This window comes from Methylophilus sp. E2MeOHC9 (assembly GCF_058744375.1).
Genome location: NZ_CP196024.1, coordinates 1,813,363 through 1,839,627 on the forward strand (window position 1 = coordinate 1,813,363; position 26,265 = coordinate 1,839,627).

General features: G+C 49.2%; 28 protein-coding genes, 1 tRNA gene and 1 pseudogene. 25 read left to right on the plus strand and 5 right to left on the minus strand.

Annotated elements, in window-relative coordinates; genetic code table 11:
- The 3 genes from ACSSVF_RS08780 (at nt 1) to ACSSVF_RS08790 (ending at nt 2,035) form a co-directional block, all read left to right on the plus strand.
- A complete protein-coding gene (locus tag ACSSVF_RS08780; protein WP_492406333.1) occupies nt 1-402 on the plus strand; it encodes a YdbL family probable chaperone protein in 402 nt (133 codons plus the stop codon).
- Nucleotides 403-590: 188 nt separating this feature from the next.
- Complete coding sequence (locus ACSSVF_RS08785; RefSeq protein ID WP_492402907.1) at nt 591-1,070, plus strand: hypothetical protein; 480 nt, start codon at nt 591-593, stop codon at nt 1,068-1,070.
- Between the two features lie 182 nt (nt 1,071-1,252).
- Entirely contained in the window at nt 1,253-2,035 is a 783-nt protein-coding gene (locus tag ACSSVF_RS08790) for a 3'-5' exonuclease (RefSeq protein ID WP_492402909.1), read from the plus strand.
- A 37-nt stretch (nt 2,036-2,072) separates the two neighbouring features.
- On the opposite strand, the gene ACSSVF_RS08795 is transcribed toward ACSSVF_RS08790, so the two are convergent.
- Nucleotides 2,073-2,585, minus strand: a complete 513-nt coding sequence (locus ACSSVF_RS08795; protein WP_492402911.1) for a hypothetical protein — start codon at nt 2,583-2,585, stop codon at nt 2,073-2,075.
- Between the two features lie 66 nt (nt 2,586-2,651).
- On the opposite strand from ACSSVF_RS08795, the gene rlmD reads away from it, so the two are divergent.
- Together rlmD and ACSSVF_RS08805 are read left to right on the plus strand one after the other, a co-directional pair.
- The gene (gene rlmD / locus ACSSVF_RS08800; protein ID WP_492402913.1) at nt 2,652-4,010 is read left to right on the plus strand and encodes a 23S rRNA (uracil(1939)-C(5))-methyltransferase RlmD; all 1,359 of its coding nucleotides are present in this window, start codon (nt 2,652-2,654) and stop codon (nt 4,008-4,010) included.
- Between the two features lies 1 nt (nt 4,011).
- Entirely contained in the window at nt 4,012-5,466 is a 1,455-nt protein-coding gene (locus tag ACSSVF_RS08805) for an ABC transporter substrate-binding protein (protein WP_492402915.1), read from the plus strand.
- 16 nt (nt 5,467-5,482) lie between these two features.
- On the opposite strand, the gene ACSSVF_RS08810 is transcribed toward ACSSVF_RS08805, so the two are convergent.
- Nucleotides 5,483-6,172, minus strand: a complete 690-nt coding sequence (locus tag ACSSVF_RS08810) for a VIT1/CCC1 transporter family protein (protein WP_492402917.1) — start codon at nt 6,170-6,172, stop codon at nt 5,483-5,485.
- A gap of 278 nt (nt 6,173-6,450) precedes the next feature.
- Between ACSSVF_RS08810 and ACSSVF_RS08815 the strand changes: the two are divergent.
- The 11 genes and pseudogenes from ACSSVF_RS08815 to ACSSVF_RS08865 all read left to right on the plus strand — a co-directional run.
- Nucleotides 6,451-6,930, plus strand: a pseudogene (locus tag ACSSVF_RS08815) (L,D-transpeptidase family protein); the annotation flags it as partial.
- A 145-nt stretch (nt 6,931-7,075) separates the two neighbouring features.
- Complete coding sequence (nikB, locus tag ACSSVF_RS08820) at nt 7,076-7,987, plus strand: nickel ABC transporter permease (RefSeq protein ID WP_492406334.1); 912 nt, start codon at nt 7,076-7,078, stop codon at nt 7,985-7,987.
- Entirely contained in the window at nt 7,984-8,781 is a 798-nt protein-coding gene (locus ACSSVF_RS08825; protein WP_492402918.1) for an ABC transporter permease, read from the plus strand. Before nikB ends, ACSSVF_RS08825 begins: the two co-directional genes overlap by 4 nt.
- A gap of 13 nt (nt 8,782-8,794) precedes the next feature.
- The gene (locus ACSSVF_RS08830; protein WP_492402920.1) at nt 8,795-9,487 is read left to right on the plus strand and encodes a queuosine precursor transporter; all 693 of its coding nucleotides are present in this window, start codon (nt 8,795-8,797) and stop codon (nt 9,485-9,487) included.
- Nucleotides 9,488-9,540: 53 nt separating this feature from the next.
- Nucleotides 9,541-10,668: a methyltransferase gene (locus ACSSVF_RS08835; RefSeq protein ID WP_492402921.1), complete on the plus strand. Its 1,128-nt coding sequence runs from the start codon at nt 9,541-9,543 to the stop codon at nt 10,666-10,668.
- A gap of 36 nt (nt 10,669-10,704) precedes the next feature.
- Nucleotides 10,705-11,751, plus strand: a complete 1,047-nt coding sequence (gene nagZ / locus ACSSVF_RS08840; protein ID WP_492402923.1) for a beta-N-acetylhexosaminidase — start codon at nt 10,705-10,707, stop codon at nt 11,749-11,751.
- Between the two features lie 83 nt (nt 11,752-11,834).
- Nucleotides 11,835-12,734: an aspartyl/asparaginyl beta-hydroxylase domain-containing protein gene (locus tag ACSSVF_RS08845; protein ID WP_492402925.1), complete on the plus strand. Its 900-nt coding sequence runs from the start codon at nt 11,835-11,837 to the stop codon at nt 12,732-12,734.
- Between the two features lie 135 nt (nt 12,735-12,869).
- Nucleotides 12,870-13,556, plus strand: a complete 687-nt coding sequence (locus ACSSVF_RS08850) for a Bax inhibitor-1 family protein (protein WP_492402927.1) — start codon at nt 12,870-12,872, stop codon at nt 13,554-13,556.
- A gap of 229 nt (nt 13,557-13,785) precedes the next feature.
- Entirely contained in the window at nt 13,786-16,464 is a 2,679-nt protein-coding gene (locus ACSSVF_RS08855; RefSeq protein ID WP_492402929.1) for a TonB-dependent receptor, read from the plus strand.
- A gap of 351 nt (nt 16,465-16,815) precedes the next feature.
- On the plus strand, nt 16,816-17,703 hold the full coding sequence (locus ACSSVF_RS08860) for a PEP-CTERM sorting domain-containing protein (protein WP_492402931.1): 888 nt from the start codon (nt 16,816-16,818) through the stop codon (nt 17,701-17,703).
- An 84-nt stretch (nt 17,704-17,787) separates the two neighbouring features.
- Nucleotides 17,788-18,633: a PEP-CTERM sorting domain-containing protein gene (locus tag ACSSVF_RS08865; RefSeq protein ID WP_492402932.1), complete on the plus strand. Its 846-nt coding sequence runs from the start codon at nt 17,788-17,790 to the stop codon at nt 18,631-18,633.
- 91 nt (nt 18,634-18,724) lie between these two features.
- On the opposite strand, the gene tadA is transcribed toward ACSSVF_RS08865, so the two are convergent.
- Genes tadA through ACSSVF_RS08880 form a run of 3 tightly spaced genes read right to left on the minus strand, consistent with a single transcriptional unit; the run spans nt 18,725 to nt 20,603 of the window.
- Nucleotides 18,725-19,189, minus strand: a complete 465-nt coding sequence (gene tadA / locus ACSSVF_RS08870) for a tRNA adenosine(34) deaminase TadA (RefSeq protein ID WP_492402933.1) — start codon at nt 19,187-19,189, stop codon at nt 18,725-18,727.
- A gap of 4 nt (nt 19,190-19,193) precedes the next feature.
- A complete protein-coding gene (locus ACSSVF_RS08875; protein WP_442586854.1) occupies nt 19,194-19,649 on the minus strand; it encodes a phosphate-starvation-inducible PsiE family protein in 456 nt (151 codons plus the stop codon).
- 36 nt (nt 19,650-19,685) lie between these two features.
- On the minus strand, nt 19,686-20,603 hold the full coding sequence (locus tag ACSSVF_RS08880; protein ID WP_492402935.1) for a LysR family transcriptional regulator: 918 nt from the start codon (nt 20,601-20,603) through the stop codon (nt 19,686-19,688).
- A 104-nt stretch (nt 20,604-20,707) separates the two neighbouring features.
- On the opposite strand from ACSSVF_RS08880, the gene ACSSVF_RS08885 reads away from it, so the two are divergent.
- The 9 genes from ACSSVF_RS08885 (at nt 20,708) to ACSSVF_RS08925 (ending at nt 26,256) form a co-directional block, all read left to right on the plus strand.
- Nucleotides 20,708-21,418: a pirin family protein gene (locus tag ACSSVF_RS08885; protein ID WP_492402936.1), complete on the plus strand. Its 711-nt coding sequence runs from the start codon at nt 20,708-20,710 to the stop codon at nt 21,416-21,418.
- Nucleotides 21,419-21,458: 40 nt separating this feature from the next.
- On the plus strand, nt 21,459-22,031 hold the full coding sequence (locus ACSSVF_RS08890) for a flavodoxin family protein (protein WP_492402937.1): 573 nt from the start codon (nt 21,459-21,461) through the stop codon (nt 22,029-22,031).
- 29 nt (nt 22,032-22,060) lie between these two features.
- Nucleotides 22,061-22,633, plus strand: coding sequence for a YceI family protein (locus ACSSVF_RS08895; protein ID WP_492402939.1), 573 nt, complete (start codon nt 22,061-22,063; stop codon nt 22,631-22,633).
- A gap of 100 nt (nt 22,634-22,733) precedes the next feature.
- Nucleotides 22,734-23,813 carry an alkene reductase gene (locus ACSSVF_RS08900; protein WP_492402940.1) on the plus strand — a complete coding sequence of 360 codons (1,080 nt, stop codon included), beginning with the start codon at nt 22,734-22,736 and terminating at the stop codon, nt 23,811-23,813.
- A gap of 114 nt (nt 23,814-23,927) precedes the next feature.
- Complete coding sequence (tpiA, locus tag ACSSVF_RS08905; RefSeq protein WP_492402941.1) at nt 23,928-24,710, plus strand: triose-phosphate isomerase; 783 nt, start codon at nt 23,928-23,930, stop codon at nt 24,708-24,710.
- A gap of 66 nt (nt 24,711-24,776) precedes the next feature.
- A complete protein-coding gene (secG, locus tag ACSSVF_RS08910; protein WP_492402943.1) occupies nt 24,777-25,121 on the plus strand; it encodes a preprotein translocase subunit SecG in 345 nt (114 codons plus the stop codon).
- 8 nt (nt 25,122-25,129) lie between these two features.
- Nucleotides 25,130-25,214: transfer RNA gene (locus tag ACSSVF_RS08915), tRNA-Leu, on the plus strand.
- A 171-nt stretch (nt 25,215-25,385) separates the two neighbouring features.
- Nucleotides 25,386-25,742, plus strand: coding sequence for an NADH-quinone oxidoreductase subunit A (locus ACSSVF_RS08920; RefSeq protein WP_379030973.1), 357 nt, complete (start codon nt 25,386-25,388; stop codon nt 25,740-25,742).
- Between the two features lie 34 nt (nt 25,743-25,776).
- Nucleotides 25,777-26,256 (plus strand): NuoB/complex I 20 kDa subunit family protein, encoded by a 480-nt coding sequence (locus ACSSVF_RS08925; protein WP_055825969.1) that lies wholly within the window; start codon nt 25,777-25,779, stop codon nt 26,254-26,256.
- The last annotated feature ends 9 nt before the right edge of the window (nt 26,257-26,265 follow it).

Consider the following 26,265-nt stretch of genomic DNA (forward strand, 5'->3'; position numbering starts at 1 on the left):
ATGTTATTCAGCATGATGGTGTTGGGTTTATTCACAACGCAAGTGCACGCTGCAGCCGACCTTGATGTGAATACCCCGGCGGTTGCCGCAGTGAAAGCCAGTATGCAAAGCCGCCACCAATTGCTGGCACCGCATTATCAGTCAGGCGCAGTGGGTTTAACCGCTGATGGCTTTGTCGCCGTGAAAGACGCTGGTTTGGTGCCGCTGTCCCAACGTAGTGCGCTGGCGGCGCTGGTCAAAGACGAAAATGCTGATCGCTCGCGATTGTATCAAGGCATTGCTGCCGCAAATGGTCACCCCGAGTGGGAAGGTGAGATACAGCGCACCTTTGCCCAACGCTGGATAGACCGGGCGCAATCTGGCTGGTTAGTGCAGCGCGACGGGCAGTGGGTGAAGAAGTAATGTATAAGTGATTGTATATAAAGGGTTTATCGGGAGATTTCAAACAAGTCGTGAAATGAACGTTTGGCATGTGATTTTTTTACTGCCATGACAAATCGAAAAACAAAGCAGTAAAAACACCAGATTTCAGTTTCAGGCATGGTCATTGCATACAAATAAAGTGCATATTGCGATGGAAGGAGTTTGTTGTGGCAAATAATCTTTTCGTTCTACCTCGTCTGGGCCAAACTATCCGGCAGGAGGATTCAGGCATTTACTACATCCTGAATCAGCAAACCGGCCGCGTCCGTTCCCTGATACAACTGGCGCGTGAAAATCTGCACTGGTATATCTTGCAGTTACAGCCGATTGCCGATGGCCTGGATTATCGATGGTCTGTGTTGTCGCGCGAAAATGATTGCGCGCTGAAGGCAGCGACTGACAGGCAAATCGCACATTATTTTTCCAAACCCGAATACACCGAGCCTGTCGGCGCATGGCAAGTGATGCGCAATGCAGACTTTGGTTTTGGCAAATTCACCCCGATCGAAGCACCAGAGGATATCAGCTACGCCATCCTGACGTTTGAAGGGGATGAGATGAAAGCGCCTATCCGGTTACACAAGGCGCCGACGGAGTGGCTGCAAGAAAACAATCAGCAAGACATTTTGCAACTGGAAATCGCCTGATATTGAACAACTGATCGGCTTGTTCAGGGCGCGAATGTCGTGAACAAGTCGATGTTGCTTATTCCCTTTCAGCTGCAAACAGTTTAAAGCGGTGTATTTTCGGCTGGTGAGGTCGCCATTGCCTGTGATATGGTTACGACCATATTATTTTTGTGGGGCAATCCTGCTGGATTGTGGCTCTTATGCTTCGCAGCCTTGTGTTTGATATCGAAACCATTCCCGATGTTGACGGTATACGTCAATTGCACGACCTTCCTTTGAGTTTGAGTGACACTGATGTCGCCAATATCGCTTTTCATCAACGCCGCCAGCAAAATGGCACGGATTTTTTACCGCATCATTTACAACGCGTGTGTGCGATCTCTTGCGCCATGCGTGAAGGCAACCAGTTCAGGGTCTGGACATTAGGGGATGAATCGTCAAGCGAGGCAGAAATCATCCAGCGCTTTTTCGATGGTATAGAAAAATACACGCCCAATTTGGTGAGCTGGAATGGCGGCGGTTTTGATTTGCCGGTCTTGCATTACCGCGCCATGGTGCACGGCATTGCCGCGCCACGGTACTGGGACCTGGGTGAAGATGACAAAGAATTCAAATGGAATAACTACATCAGCCGCTATCACACGCGGCACCTCGATCTGATGGATGTACTGGCGATGTATAGCGGTCGCGCCAATGCACCGCTGGATCAGATGGCCCAGTTAAGTGGTTTTCCCGGCAAGCTGGGTATGGACGGCAGCAAGGTGTGGCAGGCCTACCAGGATGGCGAGATCAAAGCCATCCGTGATTATTGCGAAACCGATGTTGCTAACACGCACCTGGTCTATTTACGTTTTTTGAAGATGCGTGGCCATTTAACGGACGCGGTTTATGAAGATGAGATTAGGCTGGTGCGTGAAACGCTGACTGGATATGGTGGCACACACTGGCAACAGTTTCTAGAGGCCTGGCGCCCAGTCAGTTAAGCCCGTAAGTTAGCGGCTTCTCTTACATAAACTCAAGTCAACTGCTGGCCGGTAACGCCGCCCTGGTGTCATTGTTGATCTCGTCAGGCGTGGCGTCCTCTTGCCTGTTCTCTTCGCGTGAGTCTTCATCAAGCTGGCTGTTTTTCCAGTTTAAAATGACGCGCTGTGATTTTTTAGCGGTATGGTTGAAGGTGTAACGCTGCGTATGGCCCTGATAACTGGCAATCACCGTATATTTGCCGCCAGGCAGGCTTAACAGTAATCTTGGCGCTGCGTGCTCGAGGCTGAACACGGTCTGTTTTTTTGCATCTAGGATACTGATATTGACGTCATCCACCAGGCGGCCGATTTTGCCTTCAGAAAACAGGAAATATAAATTGAATTGTTTTTTGAGTGATTCCAGCGCTTCGACTTCTTCTGAGCCTATGCCACCAGTTACATAACTCACCCCCTGTGCATCCTGCTGTATGGCGATCTCATCTGCCTGGCAGGCTGATGATGTGCAGAGCGCCATCACCAGTGCAATACTCAGACTCCATTGTTTTAACATATGGTCTCCCTTATTTTGCAGTGCTTGTTGAGGGATTGTAAGCCCAATTCAGGTAAAATAATAGCTATGAGAAGCAACCGTCAAAGAACCCGCCTGTCGCCAGCGTCCATGGCGAAACAAACTCCCCGCATCGCTGTCATCGAATCCCTGGACCAGGAAGGCCGCGGCGTCGCCCATGTCGATGGCAAAGTGGTTTTTATTGAAGGGGCCTTGCCATTTGAAAAGGTGCGATTTGCCACGCATTTTTCAAAGCCTACTTATGAAGTAGCGGCGACACTGGAAGTGATCAAATCATCCAGCCAGCGCGTCACACCTGGCTGTAGCTATTTTGGCACCTGCGGTGGCTGCGCCATGCAGCATCTGGAGTTTTCCGCGCAAGTGGCTGCCAAGCAGCGCCTGCTGGAAGCCGATTTGTGGCACATAGGCCGTATCAAACCTGAAAAGATGCTGCCACCGATCCAGGGTACGCCCTGGCAATATCGCCATAAAGCCCGCCTGCGGGTGAAATATGTGGAGAAAAAAGGCGGTGTGCTGGTCGGGTTTAATGAAAAAGGCACCAGCTTTGTGACTTTTATGGATAGCTGCCAGGTGCTGCCTAAAGCGATCTCTGACCTGATCGTGCCGCTCAAAGAATTGATCGGCCAGTTAAGTGTGAAACAATCGTTGCCACAGATTGAACTGGCGGTAGGTGAAGATGCGACCGTGCTGCTGCTGCGTATCCTTGAAGCGTTGGAAGAACGTGACCTGCCTTTGCTGCAAGCCTTTGAAGCAGCGCACGGCGTGCAATTCTGGACGCAGACCAAAGGGCCGGATACAGCCAAGCCCTTGTTCGGGCATAGCGATCGTTTGCATTACAGCCTGCCGGAATACAATCTTGAATATCCGTTCAGCCCGATAGAGTTTACCCAGGTCAATCCTGGCATTAACCGTGTCATGATCCGCCGCGCCATGCAGTTGTTGCAACCGCAGGCGGGCGAGCGCATTGCCGACTTTTTCTGTGGGCTGGGTAACTTCACCTTGCCGATTGCCCGTAGCGGCGCGCAAGTCTATGGCGTGGAAGGCGCGCAGGCGCTGGTAAAACGTGCGATTGAGAACGCCAGTTTAAATCACATCCACAATGTGGAATTCGCTGAATCAGACCTGTTTGATATGACGCCGGAACTGTTGCAAGGCCTGGGCTACTTTGATAAATGGCTGATCGATCCGCCACGCGATGGCGCGATGGAGTTGATTAAATCATTATCTGACGATGGCACAGGCTCACCCAAACGCATTGTCTACGTCTCATGCAATCCTTCCACCCTGGCACGCGATGTGGCGATCCTCACACAGTCCAAAGGTTACCAATTGAAAGCGGCAGGCGTTTTGAATATGTTCCCGCATACCGCGCATGTAGAATCCATCGCACTGTTTGAAAGAGCCTGACATGTCGGTGAAGAAAATCGCCGTCGGATGCCAGCTGGTGCTTATGCTGGTGTTATCCGGCTGCCAGCCAGGCAACGAGCCACGTGCCCTGGCGTTTGCGGTAGCGCAAGCCCCTGTGAACCTGGATCCCAGGTTTGCCACGGATGCCGCTTCCGAGCGCATCAATCACCTGCTTTACCAGCGGCTGGTTGAATTCGATGCGGCCTCGCGTGAAGTCGCAGGGCTGGCCTCATGGCAAATGCAGGATCCGCAACATTACCGCTTTCACTTGCAACAACCCATCGCCAGTTTTCACGATGGCAAGCCACTCACCGCTGCCGATGTGAAAGCGACTTATGAAAGCCTGTTGCAACTCAAAAACTCGCCGCATACGGCTGAATTCAGGCATATACAACGTATTAGCACACCGGATGCGCAAACCATTGATTTTGAACTGAGCCGCCCGGACCCGCATTTTGCCGCACGGCTGATCATTGGTATTTTGCCAGCGGAAAAGATTGCCGCCGGACATGATTTTGGGCATGCACCCGTAGGCAGTGGCGCATTTAAACTAGACCACTGGGACAGTGAGCTACAATTAACCAGGCTTAGTGACGGCCTTAAAGTGCGCTTCAGTGAAGTCAAAGACCCGAATGTGCGCGTGCTTAAACTGCAACGTGGCGAGGTCGACCTGATTCAAGGTGATTTGCCGCCGGAATTAATCAAATACCTGCAAAAACAATCCAATATTACGGTGCAAACGGTGGTCGGCGCCAATTACTCCTACCTGGGCTTGAACGTGCAGGCGGAGTTTTTGCGTGATGTCAGGGTCAGGCGTGCCATTGCGCATGCGATTGATACACAGGCGATTATCGATAAAGTGATGGTCAGCCATAGCCGCCAGGCGAATGCCATCTTGCCGCCAGAGCACTATGCAGGCAACCCGGCATTGCAGGCTTACGGCTATCAACCGGCGCTGGCGCGTAAACTATTACAATCAGCTGGTGTTAAATTGCCATTAACGCTGGTTTATAAAACCAGCACTGACCCGCAACGTGTGCGATTAGCCACTATTTTGCAGGCGCAAATGCAGGCGGCAGGGATTGATCTACAAATCAAAAGCCTGGACTGGGGCACCTTTTTTGCCGATGTGCAAAAAGGTAATTTTCAGATGTCGGGGCTAACCTGGGTCGGCATCAAAACACCTGAAATCTACGCCAAGGTATTTGGCTCAAACAGCATGCCACCGGCCGGATTTAACCGTGGTGGTTACCGCGATGCTACGCTGGATACCTTGCTGAAGAATGAGGACTGGCCAGCTGCCACCCGCCGTATCCATGAACAATTGCCGTATATCCCACTGTGGTATGAAGGGCAATTTGCGGCTTATCAAAGCAGTGTCAAATCCTATCAACCCATGCCGGATGGCAATTGGGATGGCCTAGCGAGTATCGTTTTCCAGCCCGTGCAACAGTAAATATTACCAGCGCTATTTAGGCATGCACGCCAAACCAGTGGCCTATCAATGCGGTTGCGGCCATGGCGAGCGCACCCCACACCACAATACGACTGACCCCTTTCCACACGCTGGCACCGCCTGCCCTGGCGGCCACTGCACCCAATACAGCCAGGAAGGGTAAGGTACTGACAATCAACCAGGTTTGTACCTGTGCGTGAGGGGCTAGCCAGGCCGTGAGTAAAGGCAGGGCGGCACCGCTGGCAAAAGCGAGTGCCGAGGCCAGCGCCGCATGCAAGGGGTTGGCCTGGTTCAGCTCATGCAATCCCAATTCATCACGTGCGTGCGCTGCTAACGAATCATGATGGGACAACGCCTGTGCGACCTGGTGTGCCAGTGCTGGCGATAATCCACGCTGTATATAGATGCCAGTCAGTTCCCGCAACTCGCTGTCCGGATTCTCCTGCAGTTCCCTGGCTTCACGTGCGAGGTCAGCCTGCTCGATATCCATTTGCGAACTGACCGACACGTATTCGCCGGTGGCCATGGAAAGCGCGCCTGCCACCAGCCCGGCGACGCCAGTCACAAGCAGGGCGTTACTCTCAGTACCGGCAGCCGCCACCCCCATCAGCAAGCTGGCGGTGGAAATAATGCCGTCGTTTGCGCCTAGTACAGAAGCCCTGAGCCAGCCACTGCGCTGTAAAAAATGCATTTCATGATGCGGCATGATGAGTTTTCACCAAAATAGAATGGCTGTGATTGTAATGTAAACACGGGGTCAGTGTCTGCGCGAGCGCAAGGCGGTGTTGTTTTGTACCTGCCATCCCCATCTATAACTACTTACTTGCTGGGTCTGTATTCCGTTCGTTTTGCACGCCATCTCGCTCGATTACCTATGCCAGTGTTTCTTTTTGATATTCATGGCGCGCAGCAGCCTGGCATGAAATCCGCGCCCTATGCCTGATTGTGAATCTAATCCGGCGCAAATCGCTTAGAATAATGTTTATGCATATAGAAATATCTATTCCCGAACAATCACTGACCTTGTTTGACGACAAAGGCGCGCGAGTGAGCCGTTATGCGGTGTCCACTGCCGCCAATGGTGTCGGATGTATAAAAGACAGTGGCTGCACGCCGTTAGGCACACATATTATCCGTGCCAAGATTGGGGCAGATGCGCCTGAGAATACGGTGTTTGTTGCCCGTAGGCCAACCGGCGAAATCTTTACACCAGACCTGAAAACGCAATTTCCTGAGCGCGACTGGATATTAACCCGCATTCTTTGGTTGAGTGGCACGGAACCAGGCAAAAACCGGCTGGGCAATGTCGATACCATGCAGCGCTATATCTACATTCACGGTTCACCAGACCAAACCGAGTTTGGCACGCCTGGCTCACATGGGTGCGTGCGTATGCGCAATGCGGATCTAATCGCCTTGTTTGACCAGGTCCCGGTAGGTGCAACGGTGAATATTATTGATGACGATGCATACGGACAGGAAGAAAAGCATCAGGCAGCTGGTGATCAACCCGTAGCAAGTCAGGCTTGCGAAAACCACACGAGTCAAAACAAAGCTAGTCAACAGCAGGCTAGTCAATACCAGGCAAATAGCGATCAATACGGAGCGGATAATTAAGCGCATCACCACATTGTTACCCGTGATTGTAGGGGTGCTTTGCCTGACCTTTGCCTTGTTACATATGGTGCCGGGCGACCCAGTGGATGTCATGCTGGGGGAATCAGCCAGCACGGCAGACCGGATGATGTTAAAGGCACAGCTTGGGTTGGATCAGCCACTGCATGTGCAATTCGGGCAGTATGTCTACAATCTGCTCAAAGGTGATTTCGGGGTTTCCATCCATACGCAAACGCCGATCACGCAACTGCTGGCAAAAGCCTATCCGGCTACGCTGATACTTGCCGTGAGCGCACTTGGTATCGGATTATTGATAGGGATTCCGTTAGGTATCTGGTCTGCTTTAAAAGCCGGGCATTGGCAGGATGTCATGGTGACCATGATCAGCATACGCCTGGCCGCTATGCCTGCTTTCTGGCTGGGGCCGGTGCTTATGCTGGTGTTTGCCGTATGGCTGGGCTGGTTGCCGGTCAGTGGCATGGGCAGTCCCGCTGCTATCATTTTGCCGGCACTGACACTAGGGCTGGGCTTGAGCGCTATTTTGACACGCATGACACGCACCAGCCTGCTGGAAGTACTGAATGAAGATTATATCAGGACTGCGCGTGCCAAAGGCCTGAGTGAGCGGCAGGTGTTATTGCAGCACGCATTACGTGCAGCGCTGTTGCCTATGGTCACTATCGTTGGCCTGCAAATGGGCAGCCTGCTGGCTGGCGCGGTCATCACCGAAACCATTTTCAGCTGGAACGGCATAGGCCGCCTGCTGGTGGATAGCATAGAAAAGCGCGATTACCCGGTGACGCAAGCCTGTGTGCTGGTGATCGCATTGAGTTATGTGCTGATTAATCAGGCCACTGATCTGGCCTATCGCTGGCTGGACCCACGCACCAGAGGCGCACGATGAAGGTTTTTTCATTGGCTACCCTGGCTTTTTGGTTGTTTGCAGTGATCATTGCGCATATTGCAGGTTCAAACCCCAACCACACCGATCTCGAGGCGATTTTGCAATGGCCTAGCCCGCAACACTGGTTGGGGACAGACGACTTGGGGCGCGACATTCTGGCACGTGTCATCCGTGGCGTGGAAGTGTCTTTTCTGGTCACCTTTGTGGTCACGGCAGTGACGATGACGATTGGGATCAGCATCGGTTTAATCGCCGGTTACAAGGGCGGCAAGTGGGATCATTTCTTGATGCAACTGACGAATATTTTTCTGGCCTTCCCCGGTATTTTGCTGGCGATTGCCTTTGCCGCCGTATTGGGAGCGGGCATTAATAATTTGATTCTGGCCTTATGCCTCACCGGCTGGGTGACCTATGCGCGCTTGTCACGCGGGCAGACCCTTGCATTGCGTGAGCGTTTGCATGTGCTGGCGGCCGAGTCGCTGGGTGCTGGCGCGTTACGGGTCATGCTGCTGCATATTTTTCCGCTAGTGATTTCAATCCTGTTGGTTGAGGCCGCTTATAGTATGGCGAGCGTCATGATTGCCGAAGCGTCACTGTCTTTTCTTGGCCTGGGCATTCAGGCACCTAACGCTTCATGGGGCGCCATGTTGCGGGATGCGGTCAGGTTTATGCTGGTGGCCCCACATTACGTGTTGACCGTGGGGATATGCATGATGAGCCTGATCCTGGCGATCAATCTGGGGGGCGATGTGCTGCGTGACAAACTGGATGTGCGCAGCAAGACCAGACCATGAAAAGAGTCAGCTGATGAGAAAACAGTATCGTTATTATGACCTGATCATGGCGGCGTTTGCCGTGGTGCTGGTCTGCTCTAATATCATTGGTCCAGGTAAAATCACCGAGATCCATGCACCACTGATAGGTTCGCTGACTTTTGGCGCGGGCATTATGTTTTTCCCTATCAGTTTTATTTTTGGCGATATCCTCACAGAAGTGTATGGCTATTCCGCCTCCAGGCGCGTCATCTGGACCGGGTTTATTTGCCTGGCTTTTGCCAGCCTGATGGCGTGGGTCATCGTCGCGTTGCCACCGGCGCCAGAGTGGCATGACCAGGCTGCTTATCAATCTGTATTCGGGTCTACAGCACGTATTGCCATCGCTTCACTGGTGTCATTTGTGGCAGGGGAGTTCGTAAACTCGTTTGTCCTGGCCAAAATGAAGATACTCACCCGCGGGCGCTGGTTGTGGAGCCGTACCATAGGTTCGACCCTGTTTGGGGAAGCGGTAGATACGATATTGTTTTTCCCATTGGCATTTTATGGTTCGGGCGAGTTTCCAGATGCTATGATGCCGCAAATCGTGTTGGCGCAATTTATCGCCAAAGTGCTGGTCGAAGTTGCTTTTACACCAGTCACTTATAAAATCGTCGCTTTTCTAAAACGTGCAGAAAATGAAGATTATTACGACACGCATACTGATTTCAGCCCGTTTAAACTTTAACACGGGATAATCATCCATACTTTATCCCATACACTTTGCCTATCGGAACCCCATTGAACCAAATTAACTGGTACGAAAAAAACAAAACACAAGCGGCTGACTGGCAATCAGAAGCAGGCAACTTGCCGCCCAAAGCCGTGGTCCTCGCTGACGATACCACCAAAGCCGACGAAGCTTATCGCCTGGCATGCGAAGGCACCGCCTTGCTTTACCGTGGCGACTTTCAAAACGCCAAACAACTCTTGCAAGCTATCACGCGGCGTGTTGACCGCAAACCTGTCAAACCAGCCGCCACCTTGCTGGAAAGCTTTCACCAGCACCGTGCGCGCCAAATCGGTCGTGCCAATATCACTAACAAAGTGTTGATTGAACTGAAATACGGCCAATGCGATTTACCACGTGCACCAGATGTAAAAGCAGCAGTGCAGGCCGCGCTCATCGTTGATGAGAAAAAAGACAAACTCCCCGCCAGGCTGGTGTTGTCATTGCGAGAGCTGCTAGGCATGGTAGGTGCTTATGAGTGGCGCAAGAAAGGCGTGCCTATCCATGCGCTCAATGCCAATATCCATGCGCACTACGGCGTCTATTCACCTGTTAGGGGTGAGTATCTGGACTTGATTGACCAGGCGCCGCTTAACAGCCCGCAAGTGGCCTGGGATATCGGTACCGGGACTGGCGTGATTGCTGCTGTATTAGTCACGCGTGGCGTGAAGCAGGTGATTGCAACGGATACTAATCCGCGTGCATTGATTTGCGCTGCCGAAAACATACAGCAGTTGAATATGCAAACCAATATCCAGGTGGTGCAGGCAGATTTGTTCCCGGAAGGAAAAGCAGACTTGATCGTGTGTAACCCACCATGGTTGCCTGCAAAAGCCAATACCACGATAGAGCAAGCCGTGTATGACCCCGATAGCCAAATGCTGAAAGGCTATTTAAGCGGCTTGAAAGCCCATTTGAATCCAAATGGCGAGGCCTGGCTGGTGATGTCTGATCTGGCCGAACTGATCGGATTGCGTGAGCCAGAGGCACTGGCTGGCTGGATTGCCGAGGCGGGGCTGGAAGTGATTGAACGCTTAAATACACAGCCCAGACATGGTAAAGCGCAAGATAAGCAAGACCCGATATTCGCGGCGAGGTCTAAAGAAGTGACCAGCCTTTATCGTTTAAAATTAAAGTAAACCAGTTCTTTTAACAGGAAAACATCAGGAAACATTATGTCTTTAGGTCCCGTGATGCTGGATGTGGTTGGCAAAGAATTAACCGCCGACGATATCCGTCGTTTGCAACATCCGCTGGTGGGTGGCGTGATTCTGTTTGCGCGTAACTTTGAAAGTGGCGAACAGCTCAAAGCGCTCACTGCCAGTATTCACGCCGTACGCCAGCCGCCCTTGCTGATTGCGGTGGATCACGAAGGCGGGCGCGTGCAACGCTTCCGCGAAGGGTTTACCAAGATCCCGCCTATGCGCGAATTTGGCCATATCTGGGATAAGAATCCGCGTAAAGCAAAAGAGCTCGCTGTAGAAGCTGGCTATATCCTCGCTGCCGAGTTGCGTGCACACGGTGTCGATTTCAGTTTCACCCCGGTGCTGGATATGGATTACGGCGACAGCCTGGTGATTGGTGATCGTGCGTTCCATCGTGACCCGCAGGCGATCAATGAACTGGCATTCAACCTGATGCAGGGCCTGAAAAAAGGCGGCATGGCCGCGGTCGGCAAACATTTCCCTGGCCATGGTTTTGTGGTGGCCGATTCGCATGTGAGTATCCCTGTCGATGACCGCGAGTTCGACCAGATTGCGCAGAATGATATGCAGCCCTTCCGGCAGATGATTGATGAAGGCTTGCATGCGATTATGCCTGCGCATGTGATTTATCCTAAAGTGGATGAGAAACCGGCTGGCTTCTCCCCGCGCTGGTTACAAAAAGTGTTGCGTGAGCGCCTTGCGTTCAACGGTGTCATTTTTAGCGATGATTTAAGCATGGAAGGCGCCACCGTAGCAGGTGACGTCACTGCGCGAACACTGGCTGCATTAAATGCTGGCTGCGATATGGTGCTGCTGTGCAATCGTCCCGACCTGGCAGATGAATTGCTGGAAAACCTCGAATGGAGTATTTCAGCACAAACGATTGCACGCCTGGCGCGCATGCACGGTGGCCATCACCCGGCAGATATGGTCGCGCTACGTGAATCGGCTGAGTATGTCGATGCGGTAAAAAGAGTAGGGCTGGTTGGCTTAAAGGAAGCAGATTTGTTTGCATAAAGGCTTTATTCTCTGGTCAGGATAAAGTAAGCTCATCAGTTAATAATAAGTAATATTTTCAGACTCAATCATCGGTAATCGCTATGAAATGGATTGTTCTAGGGGTATTTTTAGCATCTGTCAGTTATGTGCACTTTCGTGGCAAAGTGCGGCATAAATTTTACCGTCAGATATTTGATCACTCCGGTATTGTGTCGCCGTTCAATGTGTTCTTATACCTGTTCTCCAAAGCGCCAACGACGCCTTATGTGCAAGTCAGTGAGTTCCCTGAATTAAAAGTGATCAGCGACCGCTGGCAGGATATCCTCAAGGAAGCCCTGCATGTGCGTGACCAGGAACGCATAGCCGCCGCAAAAAACAATAATGATGCCGGATTTAACTCATTCTTTAAAACAGGCTGGAAGCGTTTTTACCTGAAGTGGTATGACGCAGAACACCCTTCAGCCAGTATTTACTGCCCGCAGACAGTGGCTTTGCTGCAAAGTATCCCCAGTGTCAAAGCGGCCATGTTTGCCGAGTTGCCGCCAGGTGCGCATTTAAATCCGCATCGCGACCCCTACGCAGGCTCATTGCGCTATCACCTTGGGTTAACAACGCCCAATAATGACTTGTGCTATATCAAGGTAGATGGCGAAGATTACAGCTGGCGTGATGGGCAGGCGATCATGTTTGATGAAACCTATATCCATGAAGCCTATAACAAAACAGACCAAACCCGCATTATCCTGTTTTGCGATATCGAACGCCCCATGCGTTATGGCTGGGCGCAAGCCGTCAACCGCTTTTTAGCCAACACTATCGTGACCGCCGCCAGTTCGCCTAATGAAGAGGGCGACCAAACGGGCGTCATTAACCGCTTGTTTCACTATGCCTGGGTGGTGGGTCAGTATCGACGCCGCTTTAAACGCTGGAACAGGACGGTCTACCAGATCACCCGTATTCTGTTGATTGCATTGGCCGTTTATGTCATTTGGAAGATTTAGGCTTTATTGGTAAATAATCAAAAAGTGATGATTAAACTTGAAACTTTGTCCATTTACCCTTATCTTAGGTATTGAAACTTAAAAGGTTCTTGAAGTTAAAAGTAATAACGATTTATTTGAGAGGAAGAAAATATTATGTCAGATATGCAAGTTTTAGGTCGTGAGGGTAGCTTATCCAATACGCAGAACCGCGTGTTGCGTAACACATACGCCTTGCTCGGCTTGAGCATGGTGCCTACTGTGATCGGTGCTTATGTCGGCCTGCAAATGAATTTTGGCTTTTTGGCAGCGCATCCATTTATATTCGCCATTGGCTTTTTAGCAGTGATGTTTGGTATGTTCAAACTGATCGCCGTTAACCAGAATAGCAGTATCGGTGTCTGGTTATTGCTTGCCATGACTTTTGCCTTCGGCATCATGCTGGGCCCGATTCTCCAATTCGCATTGCACTTAAGCAATGGTGCTGAAATCGTTGGTTTGGCTGCAGCCGGTACCGGGATCACCTTTTTGACACTGGCTGGTATCGGTTCTTCACCAGCACGTGACTTCAGTGGCATTGGCAAATTCCTGATGATAGGCTTGATCTTGGCTATTGTGGCTGGCCTGGCAAATATGTATTTCCAGATCCCAGCATTATCACTGGCTATTTCCGGCGTTTCCGTACTGATTTTCTCTGGCTACATTCTGTATGACGTAAACCAGATCGTACGTGGCGGCCAGACAAACTATGTCATGGCAACCCTGAGCCTGTACCTGGATGTGTATAACTTGTTCGTTAACCTGTTAAACATTCTGCTGTCCCTGCTTGGTAACCGCGATTAGTCATTAATCGTTGTTGAAAGAACCCGCTTCGGCGGGTTTTTTTATGTCTACAACCATATCGCCGTTAAATTTATGTTTTAGGGTTGTTTGCAACCAGGCTGGTTAAATGCAACCAAATTAATTGATTGTAATGTTGTATTAAGGTCGCAACTATATGATTATATTGATAAAAAATATATAACTGACATGGTTTGATTTTTGCACTTCCCCTGCTAATGGGGGAAGTGAAGTGATAAACAATAAATTAAAGTCAGTGCTGTTTCTAGCAGCTTATTCATGTGTGTCGATTGCTGCCGAGGTCAGTGACGAATCCGTAAATAACAATACAAAAGCGGCAGAGTCAAATGCAACGATTCAATTAGATGAGATTGAGATCAAAGCGAAGCGTCGCCGTATCATCACGCCGCTACCCGGGTTGCCGATAGATAGGGAAACTGCTACCACTAACATTCAGAGCGCAACAGCTAAAGAAATTTCTGAGTCCAAAGCGACAAACGTGACTGAATTTCTTAATAGTAATATGCAGTCAGTCAATGTGACGGACTACACTGGTAATCCATTTCAACAGGATTTGAATTACCGGGGGTTTACAGCTTCTCCTCAAATCGGCACGCCGCAGGGTATTTCTGTGTATCTAGATGGTGTGCGCGTCAATGAGCCTTTTGCCGAGGTGGTGAATTGGGATTTAATCCCCATGAACGCCATTTCAACTTTAAATATTATTCCTGGATCGAACCCAATGTTTGGTCAAAATACGCTAGGTGGCGCATTAGCAATCACTACAAAGGATGGTTTTTCAGATCATTTTTTACGTGCGCAACAACTCGTTGGTGATTGGGGGAGAAAACAAACACAATTTTCTAATGGTATACATGGCGACAGAGTTGCTTTGTTTACTGCGTACACGCATTTTAACGAAGATGGTTGGCGTGTGAATTCACCAAGTAACGTCCGTCAGCTCTTTAACAAAGCGACAGTTCGTTTTGATGCAGGTCAAATTAACTTGACGGCGTTAAATGTGGATACGTCGCTGATTGGTAACGGAGTGTTACCTATCGAAATGGCTGAAGTTGACCGCAAACAGGTATTTACTTCACCTGACGAAGCTAAAAATGGATTGGAACATTATAGTGTGTCTGGGACATGGTATGTAAATGATAGGATAAGCCTATCTGCCCTCGGATATCGGCGAGGCTTGAATCAGAATGCTGTTGGTGCAGACATTTATCAGGGTTTAAGAAGATTACAAGTTTTGAGTAGTGGGTTAGATGCAAACTCTGATGGGTTAGATGATCGATTCATATCATTAAACGGCATCCTTAATCAATCCTCATTAAAGTCTAATGCTGATGGATTTTCACTGCAAATGACGTATGAAGGTGATAAGCATCAAATTGCTATCGGTGCTGGTTTAGATCAAAACAAGATTGACTTCTTGCAATCTCAATCACTTGGCTCCCTTGATGCGAACCATGTCTTTCATTTTACAAATGATCCTTGGTTTGCCGATCAGGATAATCAATTCTACATACAGACTAGTGCTCCGGGCATCATCCGAAATGATTTGACAGGCTCCAGTCGAAGCAAAGCTATCTTTTTTACCGACACCTGGTCTCCGACTGAAACCTTACATGTTACGTTCGGCTCACGATTAAGCTGGTCTAACGTGAAAAATGAGCTTAGATCTGATCGTGGCAATGATATGTATAACTTCCGACCACAGTTTTTTTTACCTCAATATCAAGCGTGTGCAGACATTAAAAAACTAGCTACCGATTTCAATCGGTTTATATGTACTACTGGAGACTACGATTATCGAAGCTTTAATCCATCTTTAGGAGCGGCTTGGGAGGCCAAAGAGAATTTAACAGTATATGGAAATGTTAGCCGTGGCTCGCGTGTCCCTTCTGTGATTGAGCTTGGATGTGCGAAGGACCATACCGGGTTAGAAGGGACTAGCGACAATTTTCAATTTGGTTGCACTATTCCAACTTCATTAACAGCCGACCCATATTTAAAGCAGGTACGATCAACGGGATATGAATCCGGTGTGCGTGGAACGGTAGGTGGCTTTGATTGGAATTTTGGTGCGTTTAGAACAGACCTTACTGATGACATTCTATTCATTCCACTGGGGCAAAAAAATAGAGGGGTCTTCGATAATTTTGGAAAAACTCGCCGTGAAGGCCTTGAGATGGGTTTAAAGGGAGTTTGGGGGAAAAGTACTTTTGGTTTGAATTACACCTGGATGAAAGCTACTTTTCAAAGTAGTTCGCAATTAATCAATGATGCCAATAGTAGTAACTCAGCAGGGACATGTCCGACTTGCGGACAAGCTTATGTATATGTCGCCCCGGGTGATCAATTACCAGGGATGCCGAATCATATAGTACAGGCCAACTGGAACTATCTAGTTACACCCGAATTTGATTTTACATTGAGTATGGTCGCTCACTCATTTTCGTATGTTAGAGGTAACGAAAATAATGATCACGTGCCACGCGCAGGAGCGAGAGTTAACAGCACTCGCGATTTGTATGATTATACCGGTGAAGGAAAAATTTCAGGGTATGCAGTATTCAATTTGCGAGCTAATTATCGCTTCAATAATGGTATTTCATTATTTGCCAGGTTGGATAATCTTTTTAATAAAGAATATGCGACGGCCGGCAATCTAGGTCGTAATCCATTTAGTCCACAAGGTGCGTTTCAAGTCAGTGCACCACTCGATTCTGGTGGAAATCCAGTTTTGGATTCAAATGGTAACTTTGTTCGTTTAGATAATAATTGGGTAAATTCTACTTTTATTAGTCCTGGTGCACCGCGAGCAGCTTGGGTTGGCATAAATTTCGATTGGGGCTGGGATAAGGTTAAAAAATCCCAGAGTTTAAAAGATCAACCTGATTAGCTGAAGCCGTTGCAAACTGGTTTATGGTGGTGGATGGTTTTTTGGTTGGCTGTTTAAAGCCACCATTTATTTTTCCCATACATTTTTTTGATGTTAATTATATTTAAGAAGGGAATATTTTCAGGATATGAGGCTTTAAGTTGCAGTAGTTTTAATTTTATAACTATCTGAAATATATGATTTTTAAATGAATTTTGATGGTTTTTCTTTGAAATGAAAAATTAAATATTTGTTGTTCTATGGTTCATGGCACATCGTTTGCGTTAAACAAAATTGATGGCATTAAAACTATTACAAATATGCATCATGGATTAGAAGTTAGTTTAAAAACTATATTTAGGAGAAATAGCAATGAAATTAAAATCATTGGTGCTAGCAACATTGTTGACCGTTTCTGCGACTACGGCTTACGCTGGGAATTATGTCCAATTGACAAATGGTAATGGAACGATCTTAAGTACCGTAAATGGCGGCATAAAGAGCGGAGCTCAAAACCCAAATGCTGACCAGTTTCATCTCTTGGTTCAAGATGCAACTTATTTACCTGGATACGAAGCCAGCAATCCGAATGGCTTTGTCGTTGCCTCTACAATTGATTACGCCACTCACGTAGGCAATCCCAACAATCCGGCCAACATTAAAAGCACAGGAACATTAACGCTGCTGGATTGGCGAGTGACTACCGCTGTAGATTTGTCTCCAAACTCTAAACAAGCAACGATCTATGATTTTGTTTATCAAGATAGTGCTGATGGTAAGCTGGTTTTTGCAACTCGCTATTTAAATCAAGTTGCAAACAATGAAGAGGCAAACTTCCTCTATCGCTATAACTTTTCTACAACGGGTACTTACACTCCTCAGGTAGCTTGGCTATTTTCAAGCGATAACGATTTGCGCATGTATGAAGCTGCGCTTACAGATGACCACAGCTTTAATTCTGTCGTAAGTTACAACCAAAATGTAGTTCGTCAAAAAGGTGACTTCAGTGTTTCTGAGGGTAATCCCTGGAGTGGATTGTTTTTAGTAAAGACTGATGCTCAATACTATTCCCTGGGTTCAAAAGCTATCGGCTATTTTCAAGCTGGTGAAGAGGGACAGCCAGTTGTTGGCGGTTTTATCAGTGGCTTCGTAGCATCAGCAACTGCGGTGCCTGAGCCGGAAAGCTATGCCTTGATGATTGCGGGGCTGAGCTTGGTAGGTTTTGCAGCACGCCGTCGTAAAGGTAAAGGTGTCGCATAAAACTACATGCCATGAAAAAAAAGGAGCGGGGAGCATAAGCAACCCCGCCATTTAATTAATTTCAATTTGTGAGGAAAGAATACTATGAAAGCAACAATCTTGAAACAATCTTTTGCTGTTGCAGCCTTCGCGCTGGCAGCTACATCTAGCGCTTATGCGGGTGGTTTTGTTAATGTTTTAGATAATGGCGCTCGTACAGGGGGTAGCACAAACAATCCTAGTACTGACCCGTTTTATTTGACGGCTGGTATCTCATCAACATGGACACTGCAAAATTCAGTCACTTCAACTGTTTATTCACCGATCAACAGTGCCGCAGTCGGTATTTTCACTGATTCAGTATGGCTGGATAGCGCCACTAACTCATATATCATTGGTAGCTATTTCCAGTTAGACAACGATGTAAATGGCATTACAGAAATCAACTCTATCGTACGTAGTGGTTTTTCTGATTACGCAGGTACGATTTCTGCGGCTTGGATATTTGCTTCTGACATCTACTCTTCTGCCCCGGTAGATGGATACCGTTTACGTGACCCTTCACGTTCTGATTACTATCAGAACGGTTCAAATGGCAACCCTGCACCGAGTGACCCTGCACCAGTCTATAATTCAGCAACTGCAAACACAGGCGCTTATTATGATGCAGACAAAGTGGCTATCCGCACCGACGTGAGTATTGATGAAGACAGCCCAAACAGTGCGTTGTATTTGCTGAAGATTAGTGCTGATCAATACAGAATTGATTGGACAGCAAATGCTGTGCACATTGTTCAAGGTGGTTCTGTATCCGAAAATGGCCGTATTCGTCAGGATATGTTCTTGAGCGGCTTTGCTGTAACCGCTGTTCCAGAAGCTGAAACATACGCCATGATGATGGCTGGTTTGGCACTGATTGGTACGATTGTTCGCCGTCGTAAAACTGCTTGATTTACTTTAAGTAGTGATAAATAAACCCGCCGATGGCGGGTTTATTTTTTGTGGCTTAGGTGTGGGTGCAAAGGGTTATGCAGTAATGATTTTACTTTTTGGTTTTCTCAAGTCGCCGTTGTTTGAAAAAAGCACTTAATAGCGTTCCACATTCCTCGGTCATTAAATCCCCCGTCACTTCACAGTGATGATTCAGTTTTTGTTCTGCCATTAAATTGATCACGCTGCCACAGCAACCCGTTTTAGGATCGCTGGCGCCATACACTAAGCGGGAAATACGTGCGTGCTGGATGGCGCCGCTGCACATGGCGCAAGGTTCCAGGGTGACATACAGGGTGCAATCCACCAATCGGTAATTACCCAGATGTGCAGCCGCTGCACGCATGGCCTGGATTTCAGCATGTGCGGTGGGGTCGCGCAGGCTGATGGGGGCATTCTTGCCGCGACCAATCACTACGCCATTTTTAACAACCACTGCACCCACTGGGACTTCACCCAGGGTGGCGGCTTCTTCAGCGAGCGCAATGGCCATGCGCATGTATTCTTGGTCTTGCATGTGTTTATTTGCTGCTGGGTTTGTCGGCCAGGCGGATCAGGATATACACCAGGCTCATGGTGAAGGCGCCAGCAAGCCAGATGCCGATTTCCTGATAGGTTGGGGTGGCATCCTGCACCGGTAACACGATCAATTTGCGCAGGAACATGACCAGGACGACTTCGACGAAGGTTTCAACCAGCAGCTTGTGGCCGCGCAGATAGCGGATCTCGGCTGAGATCAGTGCAGAAATAGACCATAGCAGCATCAATGTGCCCAGGGCACGTAAAAAGCCGTGTACCAGCGTGTTGGTCGAGGCAGCTTCTTTAACGTCGATAAAAAACAGCCAGGTGAACATGATCACCGAGATGGCGAGTGCCAGGCCGATAATGATGTGAGCGAGGCCATTCAGCCACAGCATGGCTTTGATGGCGATGCGGTTGAGCGGTTCGAACTCTTCGGGTAATTGTTCTTGTGACATGGGGCTTCCATCAGACAATGCAGATGAAATGATAAATCATTTGCTCAGCAATTGCTCCAGTGACAGTTGCGAGAGATGCTTGATGAGCCATTGCATGGCCTTGCCCATGTCAGCAGGGCGTTGTTGGCGCCAGGCGATAAACGTCGGTGCGACCGGCTTGGGTTCTGCCACTTGTTTAATCAACAGCAAGCCTTGTTCGGCTGCCGCTTGCGCCATTTGTTTGGGTAAGTAGCCGATGGCGATGCCGGAAATCTGTGCCTGAAGTTTGGTGCGCATGTCTGGTACCGTCAGGGTGTCTTGCCCTGTGAGGATGCCGGAAGTGCGTGGCGGCAGATTGCGCGAACTGTCCGCCGCGGCAACGACGCGGTGTGGCACGATATCATTGGCGTTTAATGGTTCAGGCACGGATGCGAGTGGATGATGTGGTGCGATGGCAAACACAAACTCCAGCTGGCCGAGCAGGTGTGTGCCAAATCCATTGCCAGGAGGGGAATCGCCCGGCGCACCAATTGAAATATCCGCACGATTTGTTTGCAAGGCGTCCCAACTGCCGCCGTAGACCTCGCGTAAAAGCTTTACCCGGGTACCAAAGCCTTGCTGGTAGAAAGATTGCAGTAAGTTGAAGATCGCTTCAAAGTCAAACAGGTCACTGATGGCGATGGTAATATCAGTTTCAACGCCGGTCGCAATCCTTCTTACCCTGCATTCCAGTGTTTGGGCAGCGTCCAGCAAATAACGACCTTCTTTGAGTAACTCTGCGCCCGCCTGGGTCAGGGTGGCGCGATGACCGCTACGGTCAAATAACTCTATGCCTAGATCTTCTTCGAGTTTACGCACGGTATAAGTCAAAGCAGAAGGCACGCGATACAAGGCTTCAGCTGCCGCCGCAAAGCTGCCTTTGCGGTCTATCATATCGATCACTTCCAGTGCTTCCAGGCTGAGTTTAATGCTCATAATTTCTTGATCAAAAAAATTGAATGACTGATGCAAAATGTTTTGCTATCAATCATGTTAGTGTTTTTTTATCATACATTTAATCTTTCAAACGGAGTGAATAAATGTTGAACATTCGCCCTTCCAATACACGTGGTTACGCCAATTATGGCTGGCTGGAAAGCTTTCATAGTTTTTCTTTTTCCAGTTATTACGATCCGGCCCATATGGGGTTTTCAGTGTTGCGTGTCATTAATGACGACAAGGTTGCGCCGAGCAAAGGCTTTGGCATGCATGGCCACCAGGATATGGAGATCATCACCTATATGCTGGCCGGTGAGTTGCGCCATACCGATAGCATGGGTAACGGTTCCGTCATCCGCGCTGGCGATGTGCAGCGCATGACGGCCGGTACTGGCGTACGCCACAGTGAGATGAATGCTTCTGATGAAACCACTGCGCATTTATTGCAGATATGGATCACGCCAGACACACTGAACCTGGCACCGGGCTATGAAGAAAAAAACATTCCGGTAGAAAGTAAATTGAATCGCTGGGCGCTGATCGCCTCGCCCGATGCATGGGATGGTTCATTAAAAGTACATCAGGATGTGACACTCTGTGCCACATTGCTCGAGGTTGGCCGCAGTTTGCCGCTGGAAGTCAGCGAGGGCCGCAGTGCCTATATGCATGTCGCGCGTGGCGAGGTGGAGATAGACGGCGAGCGGTTGAAGACTGGCGATGCGCTCAAGATAGACACCGCTACGCAGTTAGAGATGCGTGCGCATGAAGAGAGTGAAGTATTGTGGTTTGATTTACCTGGCAGTGCCGATTAATTTTGATATTAACGATCTTTAAATTTAAGGGAGTACAAAAATGACGCAAGTTTCAATTGTGTATCACAGTGGTTATGGTCATACCGCCGAGCAAGCCAAAGCGGTTGCACGCGGGGTTGAGAAAGTGGAAGGCGTAAAGCTACACCTGTTAACCGCAGAAGAAGCCCAGCAGCAATGGGATGTGTTGAAAGCCAGTGATGCGATTATTTTCGGTAGCCCGACCTATATGGGCTCCGCTTCTGCTGCTTTTAAGACTTTTATGGAGGCCAGCTCAGAGAAGTGGTATGTGCGCGAGTGGCAAGACAAGATCGCCGCCGGATTCACCACCTCTGCCAGCCAAAGTGGCGACAAGCTGAGTACCTTGATCCAGTTGGCCGTGTTTGCAGCGCAACATGGCATGATTTGGGTAGGGCAAGATTTGTTGCCGGGGAACAATAGCAGCAAGGGGTCGGTCAACGATTTAAATCGTTTGGGTGGTTTCTTGGGCGCCATGGCACAGGCGAATGCAGATCAAGGCCCTGAATTTGGCCCGATTCAAAGTGATTTGCTGACTGCCGAGCATTTGGGTGAGCGTGTTGCCACCATTGCCAAACGATTTTCTGTAACTAAATAACAATCCAAAAATAAATAAGGAGTAAACAAGTGAAAAAAATATTCTTAGCTATCAGCATGCTGGCAGCGTCTCAGGCCTGGGCTGCCCCCGAAACATACAACATTGATGCCAGCCACAGTTTTGCCAATTTCAGTATCCGTCATGTGGTTGCTAAAACTTCCGGTACTTTTAATGATGTGACAGGTGTGATTACACTTGATCCTGCTAATCTAAACACCGCGACAGTGCGTGCCACCATTAATGTCGCCAGCGTCAACACCGGGTTTGCTAAACGCGATGAGCATATCAAGGCCGATAAGTACCTGGATGTCGCCAAATATACGCAGATCCAGTTTGAGAGTACCAAAGTCACCGCTTCAAACCAGAATCAAGCTATCTTGCAAGGTAAATTGACTATTCATGGTGTGACAAAGCAAGTGGATATCCCTGTGCGCGTATTAGGTTATGGCGCTGACCCTTGGGGTGGCCAGCGCGCCGGGTTTGAGGGTCATGTGACAATCAAAGCCTCTGATTACGGCTATGGCTGGGCAACGGGCGCCAATGCGCCAGTCGGTGACGAGATTGAAATCACCTTGTTGATTGAAGGTGTCAAAGCTAAATAACGTTTATTGATCACAGCACAAATACGGATGCCTGGCGCACATGCGCTACGCTCCGTATTGTCGTTTTAAAGTTTCTTGAAATGTAAACATGGAGAGTGGTATGGCATTGGATTTATTTTCCCCGGCAAAGCTAGGCGCAATCAGTTTGAAAAACCGCGTGGTGATGGCACCACTCACGCGTAATCGTGCAGGCGAGGGCGGTGTGCCGCAAGCGATTAATGTCACCTATTACGAGCAGCGCGCCACAGCGGGCCTGATTATTACCGAAGCGACTCCGATTTCACCGATGGCACATGGCTACCCGGCATTGCCAGGTATTTATACCGATGCGCAGATCGCCGGCTGGAAAGAAGTGACTGATGCAGTGCATGCCCAGGGCGGCAAGATTGTGATCCAGTTATGGCACGTAGGCCGCATTTCTCACCCAAGTTTGTTACCTAACCAGGCGCAGCCTGTAGCGCCTTCGGCAATCAAGCCGGCCGGCCAGGCGTTCACCTATCAGGGTCTGCAGGATTACGTCACTCCACGCGCGCTCGAGCTGGATGAGTTGCCTGTCATCGTACAAGATTATGTACATGCAACGCGCTGCGCGATTGCCGCAGGGTTCGATGGGGTGGAAGTGCATGCCGCCAATGGCTATCTGCTAGACCAGTTTTTACGAGATGGCAGTAACCACAGGCAAGATGCTTACGGTGGCTCAGTGGAAAACCGCACGCGCTTATTGCTGGAAGTGGTGCAGGCTGTGGTCGACACTATAGGTGCGGATAAAGTCGGCGTACGTATCTCGCCAGTCAACCCGTTTAACGATATGAAAGACAGCCAGCCGCAGCAAACTTTTAACTATGTTGCCAATGCATTAAACCAGTTTGACCTGGCATACCTGCATGCAGTGGAAGGTGGTATCCATGGTGGTGGTGAGTCTGAGCCGTTTGATTTTGATGCACTGCGCAAGCTGTTTAAAAATGGCTACATTGCCAATTTGAGCTATGACAAAGAGCGCGGCAATGCGGTGATTGCAAGTGGTCATGCCGACGCCGTGGCTTATGGTGTGCCATTTATTGCCAACCCTGACCTGGTCGAACGATACGCGAAAAATGCGCCATTGAATGAAGCAGACTCTGCGTCGTTCTACGGTGGAAATGCACAAGGCTATACTGACTACCCGTTTTTAACCGCTTAATTTTTACCGGGTTTTTATCCTCAGTGCTTGTCGCTCACAGTGTGCGGGCGTAGAATTCGCGCAAAGCAAATTCAATTGAGCTAACGCTCCGTACAATGTGAGTTAATTTTCTGCATGTCCCAACCTGACCTGAACACCCCATCCAACAAATTAGTTGTCGCCAACTGGAAAATGCATGGCAGCCTGGCGCTGAACCAGGCCTTGATCCAGGGTTATCTGCACGGATTGCAAGCCCTGCCGCAAACCGATGTTGTCGTCTGTGTACCTTATCCTTACATGGCACAAGCGCAATCATTATTGGCGTCGACCCGGCTTGGCTGGGGCGCGCAAAACCTGGCCAAGTTTGAGCAGGGCGCTTATACCGGTGAAGTCGGTGCCAGCATGCTGCGTGATTTTGGCGCGCAGTACGTGATCATAGGTCATTCCGAGCGCAGCACTGCCTATTGCGAGTCAGATGAAAACATTGCTGAAAAAATGATGGTCGCCAAACGTCACGGCTTGAAGCCAATTCTGTGTGTCGGTGAAACTTTGCTCGAGCGTGAAGCCGGCGTCATGGAGCGCGTGGTCGGTAAACAACTGGAGACCATTATCAGGATGTTTGGCGGCGAGGCTTTTGCGGACACGATTGTTTCTTACGAGCCGATTTGGGCGATTGGTACTGGCTTGGCTGCGACGGCAGAACAAGCTGTCGCCATGCACCAGTTTATTCGCGACACGGTGGCAAGTGCCGATAAATCAGCCTCTGCCACGTTAAAAATCCTTTACGGGGGCAGCGTAAATCCACAAAATGCGGTACAATTATTAAATCAGAAGGAAATAGATGGTGCGCTGATCGGCCGTTGCTCACTGGATGTAGAGCAATTTATAAAAATATGTCAGGCCGTCCCTGTAAAATAGCATCTCTAGCTAAGTAACAAGCGTGCCACAAGCGCAATTGTTACTCATTTATCGGATTAAAGGATTATGGAAAACGTCATTCTCGTCATTCATGTGTTGGCAGCTGCTTCAGTGATTGGCCTGGTCTTATTACAGCACGGCAAAGGCGCTGACATGGGTGCAGCGTTCGGAAGTGGTGCCTCAGGTAGTTTATTTGGGGTTTCCGGCTCTTCCAATTTGCTCAGTAAGCTGACATCGATTTTTATTACAGTATTTTTTGCAACCAGTTTGACGCTGGCATTTATGTCCAGTCATAAAGCGGGTTCTGGCAGCGTGGTGAAAGCCCCGTTGACACAACAGGCTCCGGCCGAAGGCAAAGCGGTTGAACCCGCCAAGCCGGTTGAAAATACACCCAAAGATATTCCAAACTAGTTTTTAAAGCCGTCGTGGTGGAATTGGTAGACACGCTATCTTGAGGGGGTAGTGACGAAAGTTGTGCGAGTTCGAGTCTCGCCGACGGCACCAGTGACGTCATGTGTGTTCTGGCTGTGATTGTGTTTTGATTGCAGGGCTGATACATTTTAACGACGTTGGCTGTTTGGGAATTGTTTGCTTGGGCGTGTTTCGTTGTGTGCTTGTCAGGCCGTTAGGTTTGCAGTGAAATGACTTGTTAACATGATCGATGAAGGCAAATCAGTGTTAGAAAATTATTTCCCGATTTTAATGTTTACCCTGGTGGGCTTGGGCGTTGGCCTGGGGCCTCTCATCGCTGGTAAACTGGTCTCTCCGCATCGCCCTGATGCGGAAAAAAACTCTCCTTACGAATGTGGCTTTGAAGCGTTTGAAGACGCGCGTATGAAGTTTGACGTGCGCTACTACCTGGTCGCCATTCTGTTTATCCTGTTTGATCTCGAAATCGCTTTTCTTTTCCCGTGGGCGATCGTCATCCAGGAAATTGGTCCGGCCGGTTTTTGGGCCATGATGGTTTTCTTGTTTGTGCTGGTCGTCGGCTTCATCTTTGAGTGGATGAAGGGGGCTTTGGAATGGGACTGACAGGAATGCAACTGATAAGAGCGGGGTTGATGCTATGAGCATTGAAGGCGTACTGGAAAAAGGCTTTGTCACCACTACCCTGGATACGGTGATCAATTACACGCGTACCGGTTCTTTATGGCCGATGACGTTTGGTTTGGCCTGTTGCGCGGTTGAAATGATGCATGCCGGCGCAGCGCGGTACGACCTCGACCGTTTCGGCATTGTTTTCCGCCCCAGCCCACGGCAATCGGATGTGATGATCGTCGCCGGGACACTGGTGAACAAGATGGCCCCGGCCCTGCGTAAAGTCTATGACCAGATGGCAGAGCCACGCTGGGTGATCTCTATGGGTAGCTGTGCCAATGGCGGCGGCTATTACCATTATTCATATGCAGTTGTGCGCGGTTGTGATCGTATCGTGCCTGTCGATGTGTATGTGCCGGGTTGTCCACCGACAGCCGAAGCCTTGCTTTACGGCATCATCCAGCTGCAGAAGAAAATCAAACGTACCAATACCATCGCCAGAACTTAAATAGTCAGC